Origin of the sequence: Nocardioides sp. NBC_00850 (assembly GCF_045207335.1) — a bacterium.
Classification (GTDB): Bacteria; Actinomycetota; Actinomycetes; order Propionibacteriales; family Nocardioidaceae; genus Nocardioides.
Window position 1 is genome coordinate 272,043 of the sequence record NZ_CP108845.1, and the last position, 17,237, is coordinate 289,279.

17 protein-coding genes are annotated in these 17,237 nt (G+C 67.5%); 3 read left to right on the forward strand and 14 right to left on the reverse strand.

Annotated features, from left to right (window positions below):
• Nucleotides 1-6 precede the first annotated feature (6 nt).
• The 12 genes from OH802_RS01275 to rplJ all read right to left on the reverse strand — a co-directional run bounded on the left by OH802_RS01275 (nucleotide 7) and on the right by rplJ (nucleotide 12,097).
• Complete coding sequence (locus tag OH802_RS01275; protein ID WP_406024381.1) at nucleotides 7-639, reverse strand: hypothetical protein; 633 nt, start codon at nucleotides 637-639, stop codon at nucleotides 7-9.
• 136 nt (nucleotides 640-775) lie between these two features.
• Nucleotides 776-2,044 carry an MCE family protein gene (locus OH802_RS01280; RefSeq protein ID WP_406024383.1) on the reverse strand — a complete coding sequence of 423 codons (1,269 nt, stop codon included), beginning with the start codon at nucleotides 2,042-2,044 and terminating at the stop codon, nucleotides 776-778.
• Complete coding sequence (locus OH802_RS01285) at nucleotides 2,041-3,513, reverse strand: MCE family protein (protein ID WP_406024385.1); 1,473 nt, start codon at nucleotides 3,511-3,513, stop codon at nucleotides 2,041-2,043. Before OH802_RS01285 ends, OH802_RS01280 begins: the two co-directional genes overlap by 4 nt.
• Complete coding sequence (locus OH802_RS01290; protein WP_406024387.1) at nucleotides 3,510-4,652, reverse strand: MCE family protein; 1,143 nt, start codon at nucleotides 4,650-4,652, stop codon at nucleotides 3,510-3,512. Before OH802_RS01290 ends, OH802_RS01285 begins: the two co-directional genes overlap by 4 nt.
• Entirely contained in the window at nucleotides 4,649-5,623 is a 975-nt protein-coding gene (locus OH802_RS01295) for an MCE family protein (protein ID WP_406024389.1), read from the reverse strand. Before OH802_RS01295 ends, OH802_RS01290 begins: the two co-directional genes overlap by 4 nt.
• Nucleotides 5,620-6,672, reverse strand: coding sequence for an MCE family protein (locus OH802_RS01300; RefSeq protein WP_406024391.1), 1,053 nt, complete (start codon nucleotides 6,670-6,672; stop codon nucleotides 5,620-5,622). Before OH802_RS01300 ends, OH802_RS01295 begins: the two co-directional genes overlap by 4 nt.
• The gene (locus OH802_RS01305) at nucleotides 6,669-8,030 is read right to left on the reverse strand and encodes an MCE family protein (protein ID WP_406024393.1); all 1,362 of its coding nucleotides are present in this window, start codon (nucleotides 8,028-8,030) and stop codon (nucleotides 6,669-6,671) included. The genes OH802_RS01300 and OH802_RS01305 overlap by 4 nt, the downstream gene beginning before the upstream one ends.
• Nucleotides 8,027-8,854: an ABC transporter permease gene (locus OH802_RS01310; RefSeq protein ID WP_355228099.1), complete on the reverse strand. Its 828-nt coding sequence runs from the start codon at nucleotides 8,852-8,854 to the stop codon at nucleotides 8,027-8,029. Before OH802_RS01310 ends, OH802_RS01305 begins: the two co-directional genes overlap by 4 nt.
• Before the next feature lie 12 nt (nucleotides 8,855-8,866).
• Entirely contained in the window at nucleotides 8,867-9,652 is a 786-nt protein-coding gene (locus OH802_RS01315; protein WP_160025586.1) for an ABC transporter permease, read from the reverse strand.
• On the reverse strand, nucleotides 9,652-10,638 hold the full coding sequence (locus OH802_RS01320) for an ABC transporter ATP-binding protein (protein ID WP_406024396.1): 987 nt from the start codon (nucleotides 10,636-10,638) through the stop codon (nucleotides 9,652-9,654). The genes OH802_RS01315 and OH802_RS01320 overlap by 1 nt, the downstream gene beginning before the upstream one ends.
• 397 nt (nucleotides 10,639-11,035) lie before the next feature.
• Entirely contained in the window at nucleotides 11,036-11,422 is a 387-nt protein-coding gene (gene rplL / locus OH802_RS01325; RefSeq protein WP_141802532.1) for a 50S ribosomal protein L7/L12, read from the reverse strand.
• A gap of 93 nt (nucleotides 11,423-11,515) precedes the next feature.
• Nucleotides 11,516-12,097: a 50S ribosomal protein L10 gene (gene rplJ / locus OH802_RS01330; protein WP_141802531.1), complete on the reverse strand. Its 582-nt coding sequence runs from the start codon at nucleotides 12,095-12,097 to the stop codon at nucleotides 11,516-11,518.
• 243 nt (nucleotides 12,098-12,340) lie between these two features.
• Between rplJ and OH802_RS01335 the strand changes: the two genes are divergently transcribed.
• Together OH802_RS01335 and OH802_RS01340 are read left to right on the forward strand one after the other, a co-directional pair.
• Entirely contained in the window at nucleotides 12,341-13,330 is a 990-nt protein-coding gene (locus OH802_RS01335) for an aldo/keto reductase (RefSeq protein ID WP_406024399.1), read from the forward strand.
• 160 nt (nucleotides 13,331-13,490) lie between these two features.
• Nucleotides 13,491-14,741: an MFS transporter gene (locus tag OH802_RS01340; protein WP_406024401.1), complete on the forward strand. Its 1,251-nt coding sequence runs from the start codon at nucleotides 13,491-13,493 to the stop codon at nucleotides 14,739-14,741.
• Here OH802_RS01340 and OH802_RS01345 read toward each other — a convergent pair.
• Nucleotides 14,686-15,396, reverse strand: coding sequence for a maleylpyruvate isomerase family mycothiol-dependent enzyme (locus OH802_RS01345; protein ID WP_406024403.1), 711 nt, complete (start codon nucleotides 15,394-15,396; stop codon nucleotides 14,686-14,688). The two genes, OH802_RS01340 and OH802_RS01345, sit on opposite strands and share 56 nt — an antisense overlap.
• A gap of 58 nt (nucleotides 15,397-15,454) precedes the next feature.
• The gene (locus OH802_RS01350) at nucleotides 15,455-15,994 is read right to left on the reverse strand and encodes a CGNR zinc finger domain-containing protein (RefSeq protein ID WP_406024405.1); all 540 of its coding nucleotides are present in this window, start codon (nucleotides 15,992-15,994) and stop codon (nucleotides 15,455-15,457) included.
• Between the two features lie 64 nt (nucleotides 15,995-16,058).
• Here OH802_RS01350 and OH802_RS01355 point away from each other — a divergent pair, with 64 nt between their 5' ends.
• Nucleotides 16,059-17,234: an MFS transporter gene (locus OH802_RS01355; RefSeq protein WP_406024407.1), complete on the forward strand. Its 1,176-nt coding sequence runs from the start codon at nucleotides 16,059-16,061 to the stop codon at nucleotides 17,232-17,234.
• The last annotated feature ends 3 nt before the right edge of the window (nucleotides 17,235-17,237 follow it).

Consider the following 17,237-nt stretch of genomic DNA (forward strand, 5'->3'; position numbering starts at 1 on the left):
TGGAACTCATGGTGTCACCCCTTCGCTGCTTTCCGAAGTAGGAGCTTCCTCGGCGGGGTACCAGTCGTCGACCAGCCACTTCCCGTTCTGCTTCACCAGCTCCACCTCCGTCCGGGCGAGCTGACGCGCCGCCTCGACGCGCTCCTCGGAGCCCTCGGACTTCGGGTAGCTGATCGCGAGCTCGGCGACGACGAGCACGGTCGCGCTGTCCTCGTCGAGGCCGGCGACGCCCGTGCTGTGCACGCTCGTGGTGCGACCGACGCCCTGCTGTACGACGGTGGCCTCGGCGAAGGCGACGTTGCCGAGGAAGCTCTTCTCGAACTTCGGGGTCAGCAGCTCACCCACCCGCTCGCGATACTTCGGCATCGTCTTCTTGTCGCTGCCGACGTCATCGGGACCGTAGGTGTTGACCCGGCCGACGAACTTGTCGGCCGCCGCCATCACCTGCTCGCGCTGGCTCACCACCGACTCGTCGGCGCCGCGGGTCAGCTGCCAGCCGACGTAGCCGACGGCAGCCAGGATCACGGCGATCAGCAGGGCCAGGACGCCCCAGCGGAGCAGTGCGCCCCGGTTCGCGGTCGCCTGTTCGGTCTCTGCGCCGGTCTCCGTGTCGGGTCCGGGGTCGGTCGTGGTGCTCAAGACGGATCACTCTCTGTGGTCAGCGGCTCCAGGAGCCATTTCCAAGCATCAACACCGTACGCCGCGGGCGAGTCGGTCGATGCGGCAGCACTTCGGGCCCCGACCCCGGTCGGCTGCGTGGTGGTCAGGGTTCCGGCTACTCGGTCTCCATCGGCTGCAGGTAGAGCCACTTCCAGGCGTCCTCGCCGTAGGAGGCGGGAGCCGCGGTCGACACCGTGGTCTCCTCGGCCTCGCCCCAGGTGAGCTCGCCGGTGTCCGGGTCGAAGCTGGCGATCGAGTCAGTGCCACCGACGGCCGCACGCGGCACCTGGCTGGAGCCACGAGGGTTCGACTTGCTCGGGTCTTCGGTGCAGGAGACCTCCGTGTTGAACGGACGGCTCTGCAGGTCCAGCGGGCTGCGCTTCTTCGTGCTCTCGTAGCCCTTCTTGCACGGCGCCTGGGTGGTCAGCGCCAACCCGAAGTGAGCCTGCGCCAGGCCGGGATGGCCGACGTCGACGACCGCGAAGCTGCCCTCGACGACGACCGGGAAGATCGAGAGCAGGTGCCTGACGCCGGGCAGGTTCTTCCGGACGACCTTGCCGGTCACCAGCACCTCGTTGAGGAGCTCGCTGATCTCCACGTCGTTCTGCTCCAGGAACTGCCGCAGCTCGATCGAGCTGGCCGATCCGCTCTCGATCAGCCTGATCAGGTCCTTGTTGGAGCCGGCCAGGGTGCCGGTGAACAGCTCCAGGTCGTTGGCGAACGACTTGATCGCCGAGCTGCTGTCCAGCTGGCCCTGGAGGACCGTGTTGCTGTCCCGGATCAGCTGGGTGGTGAGGGCGAAGTTCTGGTCGGCGGTCTCCACGAAGGCGGTGCCGGTGTCGATGATGGTCTGTAGGTCCTGACCGGTGCCGGCGAAACCCTTGCCGAGCTCGTCGATGGTCGTGGTGAGCGCCTTCTGGTCGACCGAGTTCACCGTCGTGGTGACGTCCTCGAGGAGCTTCTCGGTCGGCAGCGGCGTGGTCGTCGCGGCGCGGGCGATCTCGGAGCCGTCCTCGAGGTAGGGCCCGCCCTTCGACTGCGGCTGCAGCTCGACGTACTGCTCGCCGACGGCGGAGCGGTTGCCGACCACGGCGAGGCTGTCGGCAGGGATCTTGTCCTTCCACCCCTTGTCGATCTTCAGGGTCACGTCGACGCCGCTGCGGTTGAGCACCAGCTCACCGACCTGGCCGATCTTGACGCCTCGATAGTCGACCTCGGCGTCCTCGTAGATGCCGCCGGACTGCTCGAAGTGGGCCATCACGACGTAGTGGTCCTTGACGAACAGGGACCCCAGGCGGGCGTAGCGCGCCCCGACGAAGCTGACCCCGACGAGGGTGATCAGCAAGAAGATCATCAGCTGCATCTTCGTACGGCGGGTGATCATGAGACGCCCTCCTGATGAGTGTTGCTCGAGGTGCTCAGCGCGGGGATCATCAGCGAGGTCAGCCCCGGGTCGAGCTCCTTGCTCAGCTCGTCGTACGTCACCGCATGCGTCCCTGGGGTCGCACCGGCACGGCAGAACAGGAGCAGTACGCACCCGGAGCCGTCGTCGGTGGTGCTCCCGCCGTTGGACGAGGGAGCCCCGATGCCGAGCAGACCGTCGAGGGTCTTCCCGATCGAACCCAGCACGCCCGTCACGCACGCCTGGGGCGCCGAGGAGGACTGTCCGGTCAGCACCTCCTGGCAGGTGTCGATGGCGCTGGCGAGCCCGCCGTCCTTGCAGACGTTCGTGAGGTTGTTGAGCCAGTCGAGAGCCGTCTCCTCGTCCGGATAGGTCTTGAGCTTCCGGTTGATCTCCTCGAGACCCCAGCAGACGGTGCTGCCGACCCGAGGCGCGTTCTGGAGCAGCGTGTCGAGGTTGAGGTCGACCGTGACGTCGAGGTTGACGAAGTCACCCATGTGCAGGTTGCGCGCGGCCTGCGGCGAACCACCGACCGCCGCGTCGACGAACGGATAGGTGAGGATCGTGTTCATCGCCCGGACGAAGTCGTCGCCGGAGTCGGCCAGGTTCGACAGGACCGGCCTGAGGTCCTTGATGATGCCGATGGTGTTGTCCTTGGACGCCCGGATGACGCGTACGCCGGTGTCGCCGAGCCGCTCCAGCGCCTTGAGCATCTTCACCAGGTCGGCGCGCTGCTTGTCGATGCTGGAGATCGCCGAGGGCAGCTCGTCGAGGGCGGCGTCGATGGAGCCCATCTGCGCGTTGGTGGCCTTCGCCAGCGCATCGAGCGCCTCGATGGCCGCGACGATCTTCTCCTTGTTGTTGTCGAGGTCGCGCGCCAGCTTCTCCACCTGGTGGAGTACGGAGCGGGCGGAGTCCTCGCGGCCGGCGAGCGCCTTGTTGAGCTCGGTCGAGATCGTCTTCAGCTGGGCGACGCCGCCACCGTTGAGCAGCAGGCTCAGCGCACTGAAGACCTCTTCGATCTCCGGGTTGCGGCCGGTCTGCGACAGCGGGATGGTCGAGCCGTCGGCGAGCTTGGTCGAATCGGGCTCGGCCGGCCGCTCCAGCGAGACGAACTTCTCGCCCAGCAGGGAGGTCTGCTGGATCGACGCCCGGGCGTTGCTCGGCAGGCTGACGTCCTTCTTCAGCAGCATCTCGACGGTGGCGACGCCGTCGTCGAGCCAGATCTTGTTGATCTTGCCGACGTCGATGTCCTCGAGCTTGACGGTCGACTGGGGCACCAGGTCGAGGGTGTCCTCGAACTGCGCGGTGACCGAGATCGCGTCGTCACCGGCGTCCACGCCGCCCGGGAGCGGCAGGTCGTAGACGGAGAAGGTGCCGCAGCCGGTCAGCATCAGGGCGCCGGCGATCACGCCGACGAACGCCTGGACGGCGCGCTTCATCGTGGTCATCGTGTCACCTCCACCAGGCCGCCGAGCGACATGTCATAGGGCACTCCGTAGGACGAACCCGTGCCGAGCCCGATCGCCGCGGAGCGGTTCAGCCCAGGCATCTGCCGGATCTGCGAGCAGATCTCGGCGCTGCTGCCGTTGGTCGCCTGGTCCACGAGGCTGCACAGGAACGAGGCCGGGTTCTCGATGATCTCGTCGAGAACCATGGTGATGTTGGCGTTGGTGTCGAGCGTGGCGGTCTCCGGGTTGTAGGCCAGGCCCAGGTTGTTGAGCGCCAGCGGAGCGGTCCGGAGGCTCTCGTCGAGAGCCTTGCGCTGCTTCACGAGGACCTTGCCTATCCGGTTGAGGCTCTGGATGTCCTCGCGCAGGATCGCCTTGTTGTCCCGGACGAACTGGGTCACCTTGTTCAGCGCCACCGAGAGGTTCTTCATCGACGCGGCGAGCTCTTCGCGCTCACCCTCCAGCATCGAGGAGACCTCGGCGAGCGCCTGGGCGAAGTCGCGTACGGTCTTGTCGTTCTCGGCGAGCGTGCCGATGAAGCCTTCGAGCTGCTCGGCGGAGTCGAAGAACTGCTCGTCGCGGTTGTCGAGCACCTTGGTCAGCTTGCCGAGGTCGCCGACGGTCGAGTTGATCTTCTCGCCCTGGCCGCCGAGGTTCTTCGCGGTCTGCTGCAGCAGGTCGGTGAGGGCGCCGTTCTTGTTGGCTCCGTCGGGACCGATCGCGACCACGAGGTCGTCGACGCTGGAGTAGATCTGGTCGAGCTCGACCGGGACCGAGGTCTTGTCGGTGCTCAGCACCGCACCGTCGGCCAGCTTCTTGCCGCCGTCGTAGGCCGGCGTGACCTGGACGTAGCGGTCGCCGACGATCGACGGCGAGATGATCACGGCCTTGGCGTCCGCGGGCAGGTCGACGTCGCCCTTGTATTCCAGGGTGACCTTGACGTCGGTGCCGTTCGGCTCGACCGAGGTCACCTTGCCGACGGCGACACCGAGCACGCGCAGGTCGCTGCCCTCGTAGAGCGAGACCGTGCGCGGGAAGTGCGCCACGAGCGTCTTCTCACCGGTGTCGCGGACCAGCGCCCACGCACCGACCCCGAGGACGAGAGCACCGATGATGATCGGAACGATGAACCTGTTCACGGGGTCCTCCCAGTGAGAGCGGGGACCGGAGGCATGTTCTGGATGTAGGTGTCCCACCAGGGGCCGTTGCCCAGGGTGTTGTTGAAGACCTTGTAGAACGGAGCCATCAGCCGCAGGGACTTCTCGAGGTTCTCCTCGTTCTTCGTGAAGACGTCGAGGATCACGTCGAGGCTCTCCAGCGCCGGCTTGAGGTCGGCGCGGCTGTCGTCGACCAGCTGGGAGAGCTCCTTCGAGAGCTGTTGGGTCGAGATCAGCAGGTTGTGGACCGCCTCGCGCCGCTCGACCAACGCAGCGAAGAGCTGGTTGGCGTCGTTCATCAGCGTGATCAGGTCCTCGTCTCGCTCGTCGAGCACCTTCGTCACCCGGTCGAGCTGGGAGAGCAGCGACTCGATGCGCTCGTCCTTGGCGGCCAGGTTGCGGGAGAGGTCGGAGACGCCGGTGAGAGCGGCTTGGAACTCCTCCGGCGTCGACCGGGTCAGGTCGGCGAGCGTGGTGAGCGCCGCGGCGAGCTGGTCCTTGTCGATGTTGGCGGAGGTGTCGGCCAGGCCCTCGAAGGCCTCGACCACGTCGTAGGGAGACTCCGTGCGGTCCACCGGGATGGTGGCTCCTGCCTTCAACTGGCCCTCTCCGGCCGGCTGCAGCTCGAGGAACATGTCGCCGAGCAGCGTCTTCACGCGTACGCCGGCTCCGGAGTTCTCACCGAAGTTGACCTTCTCGCGGATCTTGAAGCCGACCTTGACCTGGTTGCCGTCCAACTCGATCGAGTCGACCTTGCCGACCCGGACGCCGGCCACCCGGACCTCGTCACCGGTCTTGAGGCCACCGGCCTCGGAGAAGTTGGCGTAGTAGGTGGTGCCACCACCGATCAGCGGCAGGCTGTCGGCCTTGAACGCCATCACCATCAGCATGGCGAGGACGGCGATCGAGACGGCGCCGATCTTGACTGGGTTACGTTCGCGGAAGGGAATCATCCGAGGTTGCACCTCGCTTGACCGGGCTCGTAGAGCGGAATCTCGAGGTCCTTGCCCTCAGGGTCTCGGATCGTGCCCCGCAGACCGCACAGGTAGAAGTTGAACCAACCGCCGTAGCTGGCCGTCGCGCCGATCTTGTCCAGCTTGATCGGCTGGAGCTCGAGGGCGTCGTCGAGCTGGCGCTTGTCCTTGGCCACCTCGTCGGAGAACCTCCGGGCCTGCCGCAGGTCCTCCAGCAGCGGGTCCTTCGCCTCGTGCACCAGGTCAGCGGTCTCCACGGAGAGCGCCGAGATCTGGTCCAGGGAGCCGAGGATCGCCTCGCGGTCGTTGTTGAGACCGCCGACGAAATCGCGGAAGGTCACGATCAGGCTGGAGAGCTCCTTCTCGCGGTCGCCCACGTGCTCGAGCACCTCGGTGAGGTTGTCGATCAGGGCGTTGATCACCTGGTCCTTCTCGGCCAGCGTCGAGGTCAGCGAAGCCGTGTGGGAGAGCAGGCTCTCCAGCGTGCCGCCCTCGCCCTGGAAGACCTGGACGATCTCGTAGGACAGGGTGTTGACGTCGTTGGGCGACAGCGCCTGGAAGAGGGGCTTGAACCCGTTGAAGAGCACGGTCAGGTCGAGCGCCGGGTGGGTCTGCCCGACCGGGATCGTCTGGCCCTCCTGCAGAGCGGAGGCGTCGCCCACCAGCTGCTTGGTCAGCGCGAGGTAGCGCTGGCCGATCAGGTTGCGGTACTTGATCGTCGCCTCGGTCGTGGTCGCGATCTGCTGCGCGCTGTCGACCGTGAAGGTGACCACCGCGCTGCGGGCATCGTCGGAGATCTCGATGTCCTTGACCGAGCCGACCTTGACCCCGGAGATGCGTACGTCGTCGCCCTTGTTCACACCGGTGACGTCGGTGAAGACCGCCTTGTACTCATCGGTCTGCCCGAAGGTCACGTTGCCGATCGTGATCGCGAGCAGGCCGGTGGCCAGCGTCGTGACGATCACGAAGATCACCAGCTTCCAGAAGTCCTGGAAGGTCTTGGCGTCGAAGAGCTTCACTGCGCTCATTCGTACGTCACCTCAGCTCCACGTGCGGCCGGGCCGAGCAGCAGCCCGCCGAGGTCCGGGACCTCGCTGGCGGTCATGCCCATGCCGGGGGCGAACAGCTCGTTGATGACTTCGGTCTCGGCCGACGTACCGACGTAGGACAGGGCCGAGTAGCCGGTCGTCCCGGTGGCGGAGCGCATGACACCCTTTCCGGTGGGCTCGTCGACGCCGTCGTTCTTGTTGGGGAACGGCGCGAACGGCTTCTTCTGGCTCCAGGACGCGTTCGGCATCTCACCGCAGTAGGGCCCGCTGTCCTCGCCGTAGCGCGGCTTGTCCTTGGTCGAGTAGGGACGCGCCTGGTGCGGCAGCGTCTCCAGCGTGATGTGGACGGTGTTGTTGCGGAACACTTCGGTGAACTCGTCGGTCAGGATGTCCATGCCACCGATGAGGCACGGGAACATCGGGGCGTAACGGGCCAGCGTCTGGGTGACCGGCCGACCGACCTCGCCGACCTGGATCAGCGTGTCGCCGTTGTCGTCGAGGAACTTGTCGGCGGTGTTGGAGAACGCGGTGACGTCGGTCAGCATCTTCTTGAGCTCCACCTCGCGGTCCTCGAGCGTGGTCGCGGTGACGATCGTGTTGCGCAGGATCTGACCGATCTCCGGAAGCACGGCCTGGTAGGTGCCGGAGACCTCGGTGGCGAGCTCGAGGTCCTCGATCAGCGCCGGAATCTCGGGGTTCAGCCGCTTCAGGTAGGAGTCGAGGGTGTCGAGCGACTCACCGAGCTTGTCGCCGCGACCCTCGAGCGCGGTGGCGAGCGCGTTGAGCGTGTTGTTGAGGTCGGCCGGCTGGATCGTCCGCAGCAACGGGTAGAGGTCACGCAGCACGGCCTGCACCTCAGTGGCCATCTTGGTCTTCTCGATGACGGCACCGGCCTTGATCGGCTCGGTGAAGTCGGTGTCGGGCGGGACCAGCGAGACGTACTTCTGGCCGAAGAGGGTCTTGGGGAGGATCGCTCCGGTCACGTCCGGGTGGACCTTGCTGATCTCATCGGGGAACAGCCCCAGGGTCAGCTCGGCACCCTCGTCGGTTGGCTTCATCTCGAGGACCTCACCCACGATCAGGCCACGGACCTTCACGTCGGCACGATCGGGGAGCTGCAGACCGATGCGGTCGGCCTTGAGGGTGATCTCCTCGTACTGTCCGAACCGGTTGGTGAACTGCGCCCAGGTCAGGACGAGCGCGGCCAGGAGCAGCGCGAGGAAGAGGATCCCGAGGATCTTGCCCTTCTGCCGGCCCCAGGCGAGCGCCACGGCGCTTCTCTTGTGCGGCGTGGGCAGGTCGTGATGGACCTCGTCACGAGCGAGTGTCTGAGTCATCCCGCCAACCTCACTGTCGTCGTGCTGCCCCAGATCGCCATCGAGAGCATCAGGTCGAGCACGGAGACGGCGACGATGCTCGTACGCACCGCCTTACCGACCGCGACACCGACACCTGCGGGGCCGCCGGAGGCGTTGTAGCCGTGGTAGCAGTGGATCAGGATCACCACGACGGCGAAGATCAGCACCTTGCCGAAGGACCACAGCACGTCGATGGGCGGCAGGAACGTGTTGAAGTAGTGGTCGTACGTGCCCGCGCTCTGGCCGTAGAAGAGGATCACCGTGAACCGGGTGGCGACGTAGGAGGAGAGCAGGCCGACCACGTAGAGCGGCACGATCGCGATCAGGCCGCCGATCATCCGGGTGGTCACCAGGAACGGCAGCGACGGGATCGCCATGACCTCAAGGGCATCCACCTCTTCAGAGATGCGCATCGCGCCCAGCTGGGCGGTGAAGCCGCAGCCGACCGTCGCCGCGAGCGCGATGCCGGCGACCAGTGGCGCGATCTCGCGGGTGTTGAAGTAGGCCGACACGAAGCCGGAGAACGCCGAGGTGCCGAGCTGGTCGAGGGCGGTGTAACCCGAGAGGCCGACCTGGGCTCCGGTGAAGAAGGTCATCGCCAAGATCACGCCGACGGTGCCGCCGATGACGGCCAGCGCCCCCGATCCGAGGGTGACCTCGGCGAGGATCCGGAGGATCTCCTTCTTGTAGCGCCTCAGTGTGCGCGGAAACCACGAGATCGCGCGCAGGTAGAAGCCGAGCTCGTCACCGAGGTGGTCGAGGCTCTTGGCGGGCTTCTCGTAGATCGCTTTGAGGTTTGCCATCCGTCTCGCCTCCTATCCGGACTTGCTCGGGATGATCTGCAGGAAGATCGCAGACATCACGAAGTTCACGATGAACAGCAGCAGGAACGTGATGACGACCGACTGGTTCACGGCGTCACCGACGCCCTTGGGGCCGCCGCCGGCGTTCATGCCCATGTACGAAGCCACGATCGCCGCGATCAGACCGAACACGAGCGCCTTCGCCAGGCCCTGCCACAGGTCGGCCATCTGCGCGAGGGCGGTGAAGCTGGCCAGGTAGGCACCCGGGGTGCCGCCCTGGATGATGACGTTGAAGACGTACCCGCCCATGACGCCGACGATCGAGACCAGGCCGTTGAGGAAGACCGCGATCATCATGCAGGCGAGAACGCGCGGGACCACCAGCCGCTGGATCGGGTCGATGCCCAGAACCATCATGGCGTCGAGCTCTTCACGGATCTTCCGAGCACCGAGGTCGGCGGCGATCGCCGAGCCACCGGCGCCCGCGACCAGCAGCGCGGTCGCGATCGGGGCAGCCTGCTGGACGACCGCGAGGACCGCGGCCGACCCGACGAACGACTGCGCACCGAACTGGGCCACGAGGCCACCGACCTGCAGCGCGATGACCGCGCCGAAGGGGATCGCGACCAGCGCGGTCGGGACGATCGTCACCGACGCGATGAACCACGCCTGCTGGATGAACTCTCGGAACTGGAAGGGGCGCCGGAACACGGCGCGTCCCACGTCCAGACCGAACGCGAAGAGCGAGCCAGCGGTCCCGATCGGTTTCAGGACCCTGGCGGCGGTCAGAGATGACATCAGTAAGGAGCCTCTGTGGGGTCTGCTGCTTTCACGCCGCCGGGGGCCATGGCCGCGTCTGCTCGGAACGATCCCGGCGGCGGGGTGACGCCGTTCTCTCGGCACCAGGCGCCCGGCGGACGCTGGTACTTGCGCGGAATGCCGTTGGACGGCTCGAGCTGCATCGGGATCGGCGGCAGCGGCGGCAGGCCCATGTCCTTCTCCGCAGCCAGCTCGTCGGCGTCCTTCTCCTCGGACATGCCGATCGGGCCGATCGTCTGGGCGTTGAGGAACTGCCGTACCACCGGCTCCTCGGAGCTCAGCAGCATCTCGCGGGGCCCGTACATGGCCAGGTGCTTGTGGTAAAGCAGGCCGATGTTGTCCGGGACCGTACGCGTCGAGTTGATGTCGTGGGTGACGATCAAGAAGGTCGCGTCGATCTGCGCGTTCAGGTCGATGAAGAGCTGGTTGATGAACGCCGTACGCACCGGGTCGAGACCCGAGTCGGGCTCGTCGATCAGCAGGATCTCGGGGTCGAGGACCAGAGCACGCGCCAGACCGGCGCGCTTGCGCATACCACCGGAGATCTCGCCGGGAAGCTTGTTCTCCGCGCCGATGAGACCGACCAGGTCCATCTTCTCCATGACGATGTTGCGGATCTCGGACTCGCTCTTCTTCGTGTGCTCACGAAGCGGGAACGCGACGTTGTCGAAGAGGTCCATGGAACCGAACATGGCGCCGTCCTGGAACAGCACGCCGAACAGCTTGCGAACCTCGTAGAGGTCTCGCTCCGAACAGCTGGCGATGTCGACACCCTCGATGACCACAGAGCCCGTGTCGGGCTTGATCAGACCGATCAGGGTCTTGAGGAGCACCGACTTGCCCGTGCCGGACGGACCCAGCATCACGCTGATCTCGCCCGCAGGCAGGGTCAGCGAGACATCTTTCCAGATGAGCTGCTTACCAAAGCTCTTGGTCAGCCCTTCGATCTTTACGTCTACACCCATCCGGGCCGGCTCCCTTCCTGTTCGCGCGGGGATCTCCCTCAAGTCCCCACTGCCCGACTAACGGCAGAGTGTGACGGGGGTTACGCACTTTCCGCGACACGCGTCACACTTTTGTAAACCATAGTGGCCTGCGAACGATGACGGTGATCACCACCCGAGACGGACTCCCCCAGCCAAAACGTCGACGGTCGGATTGCGACCCTTCACGCCCGGTGTGTGTTCAAGATAACGAAACAAACCGCGAGTGGCTACTCAGGAGTAGCAACCCGCGGTTTGAACGATCGCAGCGCTGCGCTGCAGCTTGCCCGATCTGTTGCGGAACTGTTTCCGCAATGTAGAGAAAGCCCGGGCCCGGCGGAATCCGCCGAACCCGGGCTCAAGGGCCGAAGCCCTCAGATCACTTGACGGTGACCGTGGCGCCGGCGGCCTCGAGGGCCTCCTTCGCCTTGTCAGCGGTCTCCTTGTTGGCGGCCTCGAGGACAGCCTTGGGGGCACCCTCGACGAGCTCCTTGGCCTCCTTCAGACCGAGGGAGGTCAGAGCGCGCACCTCCTTGATGACGTTGATCTTCTTGTCACCAGCGGCCTCGAGGATGACGTCGAACTCGTCCTTGGCCTCCTCAGCGGCGGCGGCCGGGGCGCCCGGGGCGCCGGCAGCGGCAACGGCGACCGGAGCGGCAGCGGTGACACCGAAGGTGTCCTCGAAGGCCTTGACGAACTCGGAGAGCTCGATGAGGGTGAGCTCCTTGAAAGCGTCGAGCAGCTCGTCGGTGGAGAGCTTCGCCATGATGGCATTTCCTTTCGTGGTGGCCCTGTGCGTTTTTCTGTGAGTACGCAGCGGGGCCGGGTTACAGGTGGTGGTTAGTTACGACCGGGGCCATCAGGCCTCGGCCGGAGCCTCCTCGGCGGCAGCCGGCTCAGCGGCACCACCTGCGAGGATCGAGGGGTCCTCCGCGGCCTTGGCCTCGAGAGCGGCAGCGAGCTGCGCGGTCTTCGAGGGCAGAGCGTTGAAGGCGTACAGAGCCTGCGACAGCGACGCGGTGAACGCGCCCGCAAGCTTGGCGAGCAGGACCTCGCGCGACTCGAGGTCGGCAAGCTTGCCAACCTCAGCAGCGTCGATGGCCTTGCCGTCGAGGTACCCGCCCTTGATGACAAGGTTGGGGTTGGCCTTGGCAAAGTCACGCAGACCCTTGGCCGCCTCGACGACGTCACCCTTGATGAAGGCGATCGCGGTCGGGCCGGTCAGCAGGTCATCGAAGCCTTCGATGCCGCTCTGAGAGGCGGCGATCTTGGCCAGCGTGTTCTTGACCACGGCGTAGTTTGCGTGCTCACCGAGCGAGCGACGAAGAGTCTTCAGCTCGCCCACGGTGAGACCGCGGTACTCGGTCAGCACGGCACCGGTCGAGGCGCTGAACTCGTCAGCGATCTCGGCAACGGCAGCCTGCTTGTCAGCCCGCGCCATGGGTCTCCTTCTTCCGGGAATCGATTCCGTCGGTGAGGGCCCATGAATGACAAACGCCCCGAGCGCAGGCTCAGGGCGTGACGTACGATCTCGTCTTGCTCTTCACCTACGCTGGCCGTCCGCATCCTGCGGAACCTTCGATCGAGTGCATGCGCACCTGACAACCGGCGGTCTCTGGTTTCAGACAACAATTATGCGTACGCCGCGGGGTGCCGCCAAATCGGCGGGCAGTACCTTGGCGGCATGGAGAGCCACACCTTCGGAAGGATCGGTCGCTCGGCGTCGGTCATCGGTCTCGGCACCTGGCAGCTCGGCGCCGACTGGGGCGAGGTCAGCGAGTCGGATGCGTTGGCGGTGCTCGAGGCCGCGGTGGGTGACGGGGTGACCTTCCTAGACACCGCCGACGTCTATGGGGACGGCCGGAGCGAGCAGGTGATCGGGCGGTTCCTCCGGTCGCACGACGGGATCTTCGTGGCCACGAAGATGGGGCGTCGGGTGGACCAGGTGCCCTCGAACTACACGCTCGCCGCGTTCCGCGAGTGGCTGGACCGCTCGCGCACCAACCTCGGGGTCGACACGATCGACCTGGTGCAGCTGCACTGCCCGCCGACGGAGACGATCGAGTCCTCGGCCACCTATGACGCGCTGGACACCTTGGTCTCGGAAGGGGTGATCGCTGCGTACGGCGTCAGCGTGGAGACCTGCGACCAGGCCCTGGCCGCGATCGCGAGGCCCAACGTGGCCTCCATCCAGATCATCCTGAACGCGTTCCGGCTCAAGCCGCTGGATCTGGTGCTTCCGGCGGCTGCGGAGGCCGGAGTCGGGATCATCGCGCGGGTGCCGCTGGCCTCCGGGTTGCTGTCCGGTCGCTACTCGGAGTCGACCACCTTCGCCGCCGACGACCACCGCACCTACAACCGCCACGGCGAGGCCTTCGACGTCGGCGAGACGTTCTCCGGTGTCGACTACGCCACCGGGGTCAAGGCCGCCCAGGAGTTCGCCGCCCTGGTCTCCGAGCACGGCCCCGAGGGCGCGACTCCCGCGCAGGTCGCCCTCGCCTGGGTCGCTCAGCAGCCCGGCGTCACCACCGTCATCCCCGGCGCCCGTAACACGTCCCAGGCCCACGCCAACTCCGCCGCCGGCTCGCTGCCTGCGCTCGCCGACGAGCTGCTCTCCGGCGTACGCCAGATCTACGACACCCACTTCCGCGAGGCCATCCACTCCCGCTGGTGACGATCCGCCGCCGAGGCGTCACTCGCGTCGGCCGAGTGGGCACCACGTTGCCGTCTCGATCGACCTAGGTGACGTCTCGACCGACCTGAGTGACGCCTCGCTCCGTCTCGGCCGGCGTACAAATAGTGAGCCTCGGTAACGAATCGGGCAGAGTAAAGGGGTGACGACGGAGACGACGACGGAGTTCCGGTTCCGAGACATCGCGCTGGTGGCGTACGCGCCCTCGATCGTCAGCTCCATGGGACATGGTGCGGTGATGCCGGTGCTGGCGCTTCGGGCCTCCGACCTGGGGGCGGACGCGTCGACGGCCGCGTTCGTGGTCGCGCTGCTCGGGATCGGGTCACTGGCCACCTCGCTGCCCGCCGGGTCGTTGGTGGCGCGGATCGGCGAGCGGCGGACGCTGATGGGCGCCGGGGCTCTCGACGCGGTCGCGATGACGGTGGCGTTCCTCAGCAGCTCGGTCGCCGTGCTCGCCATCGCCGTGTTCGTGAGCGGGATGAGCTGGACGGCGTTCCTGATCGCACGGCAGGGCTTCCTCATCGACGCGACCCCGCTCTCCCACCGGGCTCGGGCGATGTCGCTGCTGGGCGGTTCGTTCCGGCTTGGCGTCTTCGTCGGACCGCTGCTCGGCGCCGGGCTCATCCACGCCTTCGGCCTCCCCGTGGTCTTCCTGTTCGCGGCCGCGATGTCGCTGTGCTCGGCGGTGATCGGCGGCTGGATGCCCGAACTCGGCCGTACTCGCTCGCGCGAGCAGGGGCATCTGAGCGTACGCAGCGTGCTGTGGACCCACCGCCGGACCTTCGCCACGCTCGGAATGGCGGTGGTGATCATCGGGATCTCCCGTTCCGTACGCACCGGCCTGCTCCCCCTCTGGGCCGACCACATCCACCTGGAGGCGTCGGTGGTCTCGCTGCTCTTCGCCGGAGCAGCCCTGGTCGACATCGCTCTCACCCTCCCCGGCGGCTGGCTGCTCGACCACCGCGGGCGTCAGGTCGTGGCGATCCCGGTCGTGCTCGCCGTCGGCCTCGGCTGCCTGCTGCTCCCCCTCACCCACGACGCGCTCAGTCTGGGCGCGGTGATGGCGCTGATCGCCGTCGGCAACGGCCTCGGCTCGGGGATCGTGATGACGCTCGGCGCCGATGCCGCACCGGAGGACGGACGCGCCCAGTTCCTCGGCGGCTGGCGGCTGTGCGGTGACCTCGGCGGCACCGGCGGGCCGCTCCTGGTCTCCGGTCTGGCCGCGGTCTTCTCGATCGCCGCCGCTCCGGTCGCGCTCGGGCTCTTCTCGCTCGCCGGAGCGGTCTGGGTCGGCTACTGGACCGGCCACGCCGACCGTGCCCGACTACAAACCCCGGCTAGGGAACGAGCGCGCGTGAGAGTGCCTCGGCCAGGGCGGCCTCGTCACCGGTGACGGTCAGCTCGGCGGACCGCGGCGTCGTACGACCCCAGAGCAGCAGCGCCAGGTCACAAGCGGATCCGGTGACGGACACCTTCTGCACCGCGTTCGGCGCCCCGATCGCCCAGGTCTGGTCGATGTCGGTCGCGGTCAGCTCGATGCGGGTGACGACCTTCCGCGTGCGCTTCAAAGCGATCTGCCGCGGGTACATCACCGTCAGCACCTCGTCGACCGTGTCGGCCCAGAGCTCCGGGGCCGCCTCCGGTGCGTCGAGCCCGAGCGCAGAGCGGATGTCCCAGAGGTGGACCAGGGTCTCGTGCACCTGGCGCCGGAACCAGAACGAGACCGGCCCACGGCCGTCCTCGGTCAGCCCGTTGAGGATCCGGCCCGTCGCCTCCGGCCCCAGCGCCGAGAGCGTCTCGCGCAGCTCGGCCGCCTGCTCCTCATAGGCCGCGACCAGGTCCAACGGCACCGGCAGCGGCTCCTCGTCCTGGTCGCGCGCCATCGCCGCCGCCCAGTGGTGCACCCCGGCCAGGTGATCGGCCAGATCGCCGACCGACCAGTCATCGCAGGACGGAACCGGCACATCCGGGTCGGCCTGCTTCAGCGCGGCCGCGAACTCGGCCTGCAGCTCACCGAGGGTCACGAAGTAGTCGTCAGGCGTTGGCACGTCGCAGACCATACCGACCGCGAAGGTCCGTCTGAGCTGTATCTCGTCACAGCTCGGACTACTTCTGGCGGGCGCGGTGGGCGGCCGCCTTCACCCGGCTCTGGCAGCGGGTGGAGCAGAAGCGGCGGCCGGCGTTCTTGGAGGTGTCGACGAAGACGCGGTCGCACGGGTCGGCCTGGCAGACGCCGAGGCGGCCGGCCAGGTCGGAGCCGATCGCCAGCGCGAGGCCGGCGGCGATTCCCGCGCCCCAGCCGATGACGAGGCCGGGGTCGCGGCCGTGGAAGTGCAGCGCCCAGCCTCCCCCACGGGCCCGGTCTAGCTGCGGGACCGAGCCCATCTCGCGCATGAGCGCGTTGACCGCGGTGGCGGCGGTGTCGAGGTCGCCACCGGCCGCTGCCTCGAAAACGACGCGCAGGGACTCGGCGAGCGCGACCATCCCGTCGGCATCGGCTTCCTCGACCCGGGGTTCGTAGTCGGGGCGGGCCAGCAGGTCGCTGACGACCCGCGCCCGCCGGCCGGAGGGAGGCGGCTGCACCGGGTGGGTGCCGTCATGCCCCGGGGTCAAAGCGTTGACGAGCTTGCAGGCCTGCTCGGTCACCGTATGCACGTGACTGTCGAAATGTATTTGACCAGTCACGAGTTCGGGTCCTACCGTCTCAGCCATGACCGTCATTCAACCATTGACCAGTCACCGAGGTACACGGTGGCCGCGGTCCCTCGTCGTGCTGGTCACCGCCCGGGCGGTGAACCGGCTGGGTTCGTTCGCCATGGCCTTCATGGCGGTCGCCCTGGTCGAGGTGCATGGGGCCTCCCTCGCCACGGCCGGTGCGATCGTCACGGCCTTCGGTGTCGCCACCATCCCGTCGAGGCTGCTCGGCGGGTGGATGGCCGACACAGTGGGCCGCCGGCCGACCACCGTCGCCGGCCTCGTCGCCTGCGCGGTGGCCCAGCTGGTCATCGCCGCGTCCCCCGGCATCGCGGGCGCGCTGATCGGCGCGACGCTGCTCGGGCTGGCGTACGAGATCTACGAGCCCGCCTCCCAGGCACTGATCGCAGAGTCGGTGGAGGCCGAGAGACGGCCACAGGCGTACGGACTCTATGGCGCCGCGATGGCCGTCGCCGGTGTGGCGGCAGGAGCAGTGGCCGCCCTCGTGGGCGGCGTCGACCTGCGCCTGCTCTTCGTCGCCGACGCGCTCACCTGTCTGTGCGCCGCGGTTCTCGTCCTCGCACTCGTGCGGGACACCACGGCTCGCGGCGTGCGCCGGCAGCGGTCCGGGCCGAGTCCCTGGCGTGATCGCCAGCTCCTGACGATGCTCGCGCTCGGCACCGGGTTCGCCACCGCATGGATCCTGAGCACGATCGCTCTTCCCCTCACCGTCTCCGCCCGCGGGCACGACGCCGCAGCCACCGGCTGGCTGCTCGTGGTCGCCGCGCTGACCACGATCGCCGGCCAGCGCCTGCTCCGTGGCGCCGCTGCCCGGCCCTTCACGCTCATCCGCGCAGGCCTGGTCCTGATGGCCGTCGGCTTCGCCGTGATCGCGTACGCAGCACCGCTGCCGCTCCTCGCACTCGGCTCCGCGATAGTCGCGCTCGGTGAGGTGCTGCTCCTGGGTCCGCCGATCGCGCTCGTGGCCGGCCTGGCGGCCACCGACGGCTCACGGGCGGGCTATCTGGCGGCGTACGGGACCTGTTGGGGGATCGCGCAGACGATCGGGCCGATGCTTGCGACCGGTCTGTTGTCGCATGGGGTTCCGACGGTCTGGCTCGTCGGCGCGGGGCTCTGCCTCGGCCTCGCGGCCGTCACCGCGCCAGTTGCGGCCGTCTGCTCACCGAGGTAACTC